Annotated in this window: 9 protein-coding genes; all 9 read right to left on the bottom strand. The window is 55.1% G+C overall.

The features are described 5' to 3' along the window. Positions 1–114: 114 nt before the first annotated feature. Positions 115–546 (bottom strand): plastocyanin/azurin family copper-binding protein, encoded by a 432-nt coding sequence (locus tag ACTHSP_RS14760; protein WP_049323637.1) that lies wholly within the window; start codon positions 544–546, stop codon positions 115–117. Positions 547–712: 166 nt separating this feature from the next. Continuing rightward, positions 713–1,480: an ABC transporter ATP-binding protein gene (locus ACTHSP_RS14755; protein ID WP_107768636.1), complete on the bottom strand. Its 768-nt coding sequence runs from the start codon at positions 1,478–1,480 to the stop codon at positions 713–715. Positions 1,481–1,490: 10 nt separating this feature from the next. Beyond that, positions 1,491–2,537 (bottom strand): FecCD family ABC transporter permease, encoded by a 1,047-nt coding sequence (locus ACTHSP_RS14750; protein WP_049332949.1) that lies wholly within the window; start codon positions 2,535–2,537, stop codon positions 1,491–1,493. 117 nt (positions 2,538–2,654) lie between these two features. Then, positions 2,655–3,770, bottom strand: a complete 1,116-nt coding sequence (locus ACTHSP_RS14745; RefSeq protein ID WP_440346343.1) for an ABC transporter substrate-binding protein — start codon at positions 3,768–3,770, stop codon at positions 2,655–2,657. A 515-nt stretch (positions 3,771–4,285) separates the two neighbouring features. Next, positions 4,286–6,049, bottom strand: coding sequence for a phosphoenolpyruvate--protein phosphotransferase (gene ptsP, locus ACTHSP_RS14740; protein WP_440346342.1), 1,764 nt, complete (start codon positions 6,047–6,049; stop codon positions 4,286–4,288). Further along, positions 6,049–6,318 carry an HPr family phosphocarrier protein gene (locus tag ACTHSP_RS14735; protein ID WP_003683718.1) on the bottom strand — a complete coding sequence of 90 codons (270 nt, stop codon included), beginning with the start codon at positions 6,316–6,318 and terminating at the stop codon, positions 6,049–6,051. The genes ptsP and ACTHSP_RS14735 overlap by 1 nt, the downstream gene beginning before the upstream one ends. A gap of 49 nt (positions 6,319–6,367) precedes the next feature. Beyond that, positions 6,368–6,796, bottom strand: coding sequence for a PTS sugar transporter subunit IIA (locus ACTHSP_RS14730; protein WP_049335776.1), 429 nt, complete (start codon positions 6,794–6,796; stop codon positions 6,368–6,370). 58 nt (positions 6,797–6,854) lie between these two features. Beyond that, the gene (locus tag ACTHSP_RS14725; RefSeq protein WP_003681752.1) at positions 6,855–7,418 is read right to left on the bottom strand and encodes a hypoxanthine-guanine phosphoribosyltransferase; all 564 of its coding nucleotides are present in this window, start codon (positions 7,416–7,418) and stop codon (positions 6,855–6,857) included. Positions 7,419–7,532: 114 nt separating this feature from the next. After that, the coding region (locus ACTHSP_RS14720; RefSeq protein ID WP_440346341.1) for an ABC transporter permease at positions 7,533–8,582 on the bottom strand (1,050 nt) is incomplete at its 5' end.

Below are 8,582 nucleotides of genomic sequence, written 5' to 3'. Positions count from 1 at the left end.
GCCTATTTTATCGGAAACTGAAACGGAAGATATAGCTTTGATGCGTGTTTTACGCAAAGGAAACAGGCCGTCTGAAAAGGTTTCAGACGGCCTTTAATGCAGGCGTAAACGCTTTTACTTCACTTGCGCCATGTATTTTTTCAGACGGCCTTTGCTTTGCATGGCGCGGTTTTCCATTTCATCGACAACGGCTTGCGCTTTGGCTTTGTTCACCGGTTTGCCGACCTGAATCACGCCGCTCATGTTCATCATGCGGTGCGGCGGGCAGGTGTAGACGTACACGCCTTCTTTGTCGAGTTTGAGGGTGAAGTCTTTACCGTCTTCAGAGAGGAAGTCGGCAACGCCGTCGGGCAGGGCTTTGCTTTGTACCCAGTGGCCGCTGTTGGTGGCTTTGAAGGTTACGGTATCACCGACTTTGGCGTTGACGTAGCCGGGTTCGAACACCATGCTGCCGTCTTTGCCGTTGTCGAGCATTTTGACTTCGTGGTTGGCGGCGTATGCGCTAAGGGACGCGGTCAGCATCAGGAGGAAGAGGGATTTTTTCATGGGGGGAGTCCTTTCTAAGGATAAAAAATAGGGGTCGGGCTGATGAGTCGGAGAGGCAAGCCTTGGGCTTACCGCCCTCTCCCTAACCCTCTCCCGCGGGAGAGGGGATGAGTTGCAGGGAGTTCGCAGGCCGGATGCTCAATCCGACATTTCAGGAGCGGTTAGGTTACGCACTCTGCCGCATCGGGCGGATAACGGGCAGGCCTTTGCTGTCGTACAAAAGCTCGATGTCCACTTTATACAGCCTGCCTATCATGTCCGCCTGCAACACGTCCTGCGGCGCGCCCTGCGCCTGTACTTTGCCTTCACCAAGCAGAATCACGCCGTCTGAAAACTGCGCGGCGAGGCTCAAATCGTGCAACACCATCAGCGTAACCAGATTGTGTTCGTGCGTGTATTGCACCACGCGCTCCAAAAGATTGAGCTGATGGTGCATATCCAGCGCGCTGACCGGTTCGTCCAGCATCAGGATTTCGGGGCGGCGCAGCATGACTTGGGCAAACATCACGAGCTGCCGCTGTCCGCCGGAAAGCCGCATGACGTCGCGGTGCGCCAGATGGCCGATACCCAGCTCCGCCATGATACTTGCGGCTTCGTGCAGCAGTTCGTCGCCGACGTGCATGTGCAGCGCGTCCATGCGGCCGAGCAACACGACTTCCAGCGCGGTCAGCGAGGCTTCGGCGGCGGTGTCCTGCGGCATATAGCCTATGCGTTTGCGCCAGCTTTGCAGGTGGATTTTGCTCAACACTTCGTCGCCGTAGCGGATGGTGCCTTTGTGCGCGACTTCGCCGAAAATCGTTTTCATCAGCGAGGATTTGCCCGTGCCGTTCGGGCCGAGCACGGAATAGACTTTGCCTTGTTCCAGCGTCAAATCGATATTGTCGGCGACCACATAATCGCCGCGCCGGATGTGTACGTTTTCAAGTTTCAACATTTCAGACGGCCTATCGTTTCGTTAATACAATCCAGAAGAAGAACGGCACGCCGACAAACGACGTAACAATCCCCACCGGAAACAGCGCGCCGGGGATAATCACCTTGGACAACACGCTGGCCACCGACAGAAACGCCGCCCCTGCCAGCATCGCGCCGGGCAGGAAGAAACGTTGGTCTTCGCCCAAAAGAATCCGCGCCACATGCGGCGCAACCAGTCCGATAAAGCCGATGACGCCGACAAAACTGATGGCCGTTGCCGTCATTACCGCCACCAACACCAGCGTTTTCAGACGCAAAAATTGCAGATTGATGCCCAGCCCGACGGCGCGTTCTTCGCCCAAGCGCAGCGCAGTCAGCTTCCACACATCGCGCGAAAGCAGAAACACGCATACCGCCGTAACCGCCGCCGTAACGATGACTGTTTCCCAAGTCGCCTTGGTCAGGCTGCCGAACAGCCAAAACAGAATCTGCTGCGAAATCTCAGGCGCGGCGATAAATTGAATCAGCGACAAAATCGACTGAAACAGGAACAACAGCGCAATCCCCACCAACACCAACATCGCCGAATTGAAGCGGCGCGCTGAGGCAAACAGAAACAAGATGCCCGAAGCCAGCATGGTCATCACAAACGCGCCGATGGGAACGGCGACCGTTTCAGGCAGCCCGAAACCGCCGAACGCAATCACCGCTGACGCGCCCAAACCCGCCGCCGCCGCCAAGCCCAGCGTATAAGGGCTGGCCATCGGGTTGTTCAAGAGCGTTTGAATTTCCGCACCGCCGACACCTAAAGCCGCGCCGACCACCAAGGCCATCACCGCAATCGGCAGGCGCAAATCCATCACAATCAGGCGGTTCATTTCATCGACTTCGGGTTTGCCCAGCAAAACATTGACCACTTCGCCGACGGGCAGCGTGTCCGTCATCGCAGGGCCGGTGGCGATGTCGAATAGGAAACTGACCGCTGCGATGACTAAAAACATCAACACAATCAACCAACGCTTGCCTTCCAACTTGCGCTGGTTTTTCACAATCTCGGCGACAACCGAATCATTCATGTTTCAAACCTTTAAAAAAGAGTGTTGTGAAAGGGGAGAAACAGGTTTGCCTTTTTCTTCCGCAAAAATTTCAGACGGCCTTCCTATTTAAAAGGCCGTCTGAAAATCTAAACTACCTTATTGTCCTTTCGGATAGAGGTAGAACGTACCATTTGGTACAACAGGCAGGTTTTGGCGGTAGAAGTCCAGATAGGTCTTCTCAGGGTTGAAATCCTTAAACAACTGCGGATAAATCGCTTTGGCCATAAACTGAATCGATGCGCTGTCGGACAGCGTGCGCGAGTTAGCGTGGTAGGCGGCGTAGAGGCGGTTGTTTTTAATCGCAGGCAGGTTGGCCCAGCCGGCGCGTTTGGCAAAGCCTGCCAAGCGTTTTTCCGCTTCGGCTTTTGGAATGCCCCAGCCCATCACCATGGCGGCAGGGTTTTTCTTCAATTCGGTTTCGCGGCCGGTAATCATGATCACGTCGGGTTTGGCGGCGAGGACTTTTTCAGGATTGATCGGGCCGTAGAATTCGACCGAAGAAGCGGCGATATTGTTGCCGCCAACCAGTGTCGCCATCGAACCCCACATGCTCTTGCCGAAGGTAACGCTGTGTTCGGAAGGGCCTTTGTTGCCGAACTCGATATAGACTTTAGGCTTGGGCAGGTTGGCTTTTTGCACGCGCGCCTGGATGGTGTCGGCAACGCGTTTGTAGTCTGCCGCCAGTTTGTCGGCTTTTTGCTGCTGGCCGGTCAGCGTGCCGATGAGCTTGGTCGATTGAACGTGTTTGGCCACTGTTTGCGCGTTGTAGTCCAACACGATGATGGGGATGCCGGCTTTGTTGATGCGGTCGAGATCGGAACCCAAAGCCTTGTATTGCCATTCGGCCAAAACCAGCAAATCGGGTTTCAGCGCCAATACTTTCTCAATCGAGAAAGTGCCGACTTCCACTTCGCCCACGTCGGTCAGCTGATTCAGTTTAGGCACGGCTTTGCTGAATGCCGCCCAGCTTGGCGGCGCCCAGTCGGCCCAAACTGCTTTGGAGAAACCGACGACGTTGTCCAGCGCGGTTTTGCCGCCGATGGCCATGTAGTCTTGGTAGTAGAAGCCCAACACCACGCGCTTGGCAGGCAGGTCGACAGTTACCTTACGGCCGAGGATATCGGTCAGCTGAACGGGTTTGGCAAAAGCGGATACGGAGCCGACTGATAAAGCGGCGGCGGCAATCAAAGCAGAAAGTTGCGTAAATCTCATGAATCATTCCTTTAAAATATTATGATAATTACTATCATTTTATAAATTTACAAGGTATTGAATCTTTTTTCAAGTGAACGAGTGAGTAGACATATTTCGAAATAAAAAGTTTCATCATTAAAGCGAAGGGATAGTGTTTATATAGGGCTTGGGTGTACTGAAGACCTAGTAAAAAGGAATGATATGGGGTACCTAAAGCCATAATGGGCAGTAGCTGGAATGGATAGGTAAAGGGTTTTTTATTGCAAAAAATAAAAGGTATCCGGTTGAAAACAAGGCCGTCTGAAACCTTGCAATCAGGGTTCAGACGGCCTTTGGTGTAGGTATAAAAGTTTTATTTCACTTGCGCCATATATTTTTCAGACGGCCTGTCAGCAGTATTGGGGAAAAGTGAAAAAGGTTGGTTTTTGAAATGGCGAAATAGGGAAGAAGAGGGCTTGAGGGAGAATCGGGCGTAAACCCAAAATAGGGACGAATAAAAAGGGCGTGTATCGAAACACGCCCTTTTTAGAGATTCAGACGGCCTGTGATTCCGCCTGTTCGCTTTGGTTGAGGATTTTAATCAGTTTCTCGGCTTTTTCCGGGTCTTCGCAGCGCAGGATTTTGGCGGCATCGTTTTCGAGATGGCCGGTGTGGCTGTGCAGGATGATGTTTTTAACCGAAAGCAGGTTGTTGGGGTTCATGGAGAAGCGGCGCAGGCCCATGCCGAGCAACAGTCGGGTGAAGACGGTATCGCCGGCCATTTCGCCGCAGATGGACACGCCTTTTTCCATGCGGTTTGCCGTGCGGATGATGTGTTGCAGCGTTTTGAGGACGGCAGGGTGGCCGGGTTGGTAGAGGTGGCTGACGCTGTCGTCGCCGCGATCGACCGACAGGAGGTATTGAATCAGGTCGTTGGTGCCGATGGAAACGAAGTCGACGAGCTTGAGGATGCTGCCGACGGTCATGGCGGCGGACGGGATTTCAATCATGCAGCCGATGCTGACCGGGCCGAGGGTTTCGCCGCGTTCGGTCAGTTGGCGTTGGGCCGTGTCTAGATGGATAAGGCATTGGCGCACTTCGGAAATGGACGTAATCATCGGCCACATCATGCGCACGGGGCCGTGGGTGGCGGCACGGAGGATGGCGCGCATTTGGGTGCGGAACATGACCGGCTCGGCGAGGCACAGGCGGATGCCGGTCAGGCCGAGTGCGGGGTTGAGGCTGCCGTTGGGTGTGCTGTTTTGGCCGAACCAGCGCGGATTTTTATCGACGCCCAAATCGACCGTGCGGATGGTGATGTTTTTGCCTTTGAGTTTTTTGACGATGCCGGCATAGACTTCGTATTGTTCATCTTCGGTCGGCATGTTGTCGCGGTTGAGATAAAGAAATTCGCTGCGGAACAGGCCGACACCGTCTGCGCCGAAGTTGTGCAGGGCTTTGATGTCTTCGGCGGATTCGATGTTGGCGAGCAACTCAATGTTGATGCCGTCGGACGTGGTGGCGGCGGTTTTTTTGATTTTGTTGAGTTCGCGCTTGTGGCTGCGGTATTCGCGGGCGAGGCGGCGGTATTCATTGAGGACGACTTCGTCGGGATCGATGATGAGGACGCCGTTGATGCCGTCGACGATGACGATTTCGTTTTCGGTAATGAGTTTGCGGGCGTTGTGCAGGCCGATGACGGACGGGATGTCGAGGCTACGGCCCAAGATGGCGGTGTGGCTGGTCGGGCCGCCGGCATCGGTTACGAAGGCGGTAATGTGCTGCTCTTTGAACAATACGGTATCGGCAGGCGAGAGGTCGTGCGCGATGAGGACGGTGTCGTCAAGCAGGTTGCCGGCGAGGTTGATTTCGTTGCTTTGGCCGACAAGGTTGTTGTGGATGCGGCGGACGACTTGGAGCATGTCCTGTTTGCGTTCGCGCAGGTAGTCGTCGTCGATGCTGTCGAACTGGGCGGCGAGCTTGTCGCTTTGCTGTTTCAATGCCCATTCGGCGTTGATTTTTTGCTCGCGCAAAATGTCGATGGGTTCGCGCGAGAGGGTAACGTCGGTCAGCAGCATCAGGTGCAGGGAGATGAACGCGCCCAATTCGGTCGGAGCGTTTTCGGGAATTGCGCCGCGCAGCTGTTCCAATTCTTTGCGCGTGGCTTTGATGGCGTTGTCGAAACGGGCAACTTCGGCATCGAGTTTGTCGGGATCGATGTCGTATTGGGGAACTTCTGCCGCGCCGCGCGTGATGAGGTGGGCGTGGCCGATGGCAATGCCTTTGCCCGCGGCTACACCGTGTAGGACGATGCTCATTATTCGCCCTCGCCGAAGTAGTCGTTGATGAGGTCGGTCAACGCCTGCATGGCGGCGGCTTCGTCTGCGCCTTCTGTTTCCAGCTCAATCACGGTGCCTTTGGCGGCGGCCAGCATCATCAGGCCCATGATGCTTTTGCCGTTGACGCGGTTGCCGTTTTTGGTGACCCAGACTTCGCTTTGGAATTGGGAGGCGGTTTGAGTGAATTTGCTGGAGGCACGCGCGTGCAGGCCGAGTTTGTTGATGATTTCGATTTCTTGTTTGAGCATGGATGTCCCCTAAATGTAATGTTCGTAAAGTGAATGTTTTCAGACGGCCTTAGCCGTGTTCTTTGCACACCAGGTCTTCAGGTGCGGATGTAATGGCGAAAATGCCCCTGATGGCGGCTTCTTTGACGGTTTCGGTGAAGTCGGAGAGGTTTTCGGCTTGTGATGAGTATTGGATGGCTTTAATCATCATCGGGGCGTTGAGGCCGGTCAGGATGGCGGATTTGTTTTCGCGCACCAGTCGGCGTGCGGCGTTGCACGGTGTGGCGCCGAAGATGTCGGTCATGATCAGCACGCCGCGGTTGTTGGGAAATTCCTGCAATGCGGCGATGGCATTGTTGATGATGTCATTTTGATCCTCATCGGGCTGTACGCCGAGGATGTGGAGATTTTCGGGGAAGCCGTTGGGAAAAAAATGGTCGGCCAAACCGCGATAGGCTTCACCTATGGTTTCATGTGTAATGATTAACAAACCTATCATGATGTGTTCCTATTATTGGGGTTGAGGCCGTCTGAAGATTTTTCAGACGGCCTTTGTTTTATTTATTGTTTAAGGCGTAGATTTCGCCGAGGTTGCGCCAGCAGCCGGCGGCATCCATGCCATAGCCGAAGACGTAGCGGTTGGGCACGTCCAAACCGACATAATCGGCTTTGGTCGGTTTTTCTTTGTCGATCAGTTTGTTGGCAAATACGGCCGCACGGCAGCTTGCCGCGCCCATTTCCAACAGTTTTTCCTGAATGGCGGCCATGGTGTGGCCTTCGTCCAGAATGTCGTCCAAAACGACTACATGACGGCCTTTGATTTGCTCGGGGTCGGGCATGCGTTTCCAGTTGAACGCGCCGCCTGCGAGTTTGTCTCCGTAGCGGGAAACATGGACGTAGTCAAAGTCCAAAGGGAAGCGCAACAGCGGCAGCAGCTGCCCTGTAAACACCACCGCGCCACCCATCACAGGCAGGAGCAGGGGGTATTTGTCGCCCAAGTCGCGGGTAATGTCGTCAGCAACTTTTTGCAAGGCCGCGCGGCATTGTTCTTGGTCAAACAGCAAGTCGGCATTGTCCAGCATGGCTTGGGTTTCAAGGCGTTTGGTTTCTAAGTCGGTCATGATAGGTCGTGTTGAGTGCGGTTAAAAACAAATTATATAGCGGATTCAATCAATTTTCGATACAAGGCGCGGCAATAGTGTAGTGAAAGCGAAGGGAGTTTGAGCCGACCACGTTCAGACGGCCTTTTGTCCTTCTGCTTCGTCCACCAGCAAAAATGCCGTCAAAGCCAAAGCGGTCAATACCGCTGTCAACACCATCGCCCGTCCGTAATTGTCCGCACCGGCGCGTCCGAGATAATCGTAAATCAAAGTGGTCAGCGTCTGCCATTCGGGGCGGGACAGGAACAATGTGGCCGCAAATTCGCCGATACACGTTGCCGAAGCCAAAGTCAGGCCGCGCCGCAAAGCCGGTTTCAATAAAGGCGCGTTTACATAACAGGCCGTCTGAAAACCGTTTGCGCCCATGGTGCGCGCCGCCGCCGCGTAATCTTTGGGCAAACCGTCCCATGCGGCCAATACGTCTTTGGCCACAAACGGATACGCCAACAGCGCGTAAGTTGCCGTCAGCAGCCACAGCGAAGCCGTCCATTGTGGATAGAGCAGCAAAACGCCGAACGCGATGCACACAGGCGACACCATAAACGGCAAAAACATCAGCGCGCGCAACCACGCCATTTGCCGTGCCGCCGCCGCATACAGTACGCCCAAAACCGCCGCCGCTGCCACGGCTGCCGCAGAGAAACGGACAGTGTTCCACACCGCTGCCCACGTTTGCGCTTCCAGCAAGACTGCCCACGAAGAGCCTGCCGATACCGCCTTGAGCCACACCGCCGCCAAAGGCAGCAGGCAGCATACTGCCAACATGGCCAATACCGTTGCCGTCAGCCATTTTTCCCACGCCCATATCGGCGCACGCGGAGGCAAAGGCGAGACCGACTTATCCACCGCCACGCGCCTGCTCCAATACGCATACAAACCTCCTGCCGCCGCCGTAACCGCCAGCACCAGCCACACCAACACCGACGCACGCGCCATGTCCAACTCGTACGCCACCAGCCGGTAGATTTCCACTTCCACCGTTGCAAAACGTTCGCCGCCGAGCAGTAAGGCCAGTCCGAAGCCTGAAAAACAATATAAAAATACCAGGCACGCGCCACCGGCAACCCACGCGCGCACCACCGGCCATTCGACCCAGACAAACCGCCGCCACGCGTCCGCGCCCAA

The sequence above is a fragment of the Neisseria sp. P0001.S005 genome (assembly GCF_051963715.1).
This window is presented reverse-complemented; position numbering and strand designations above follow the sequence as displayed.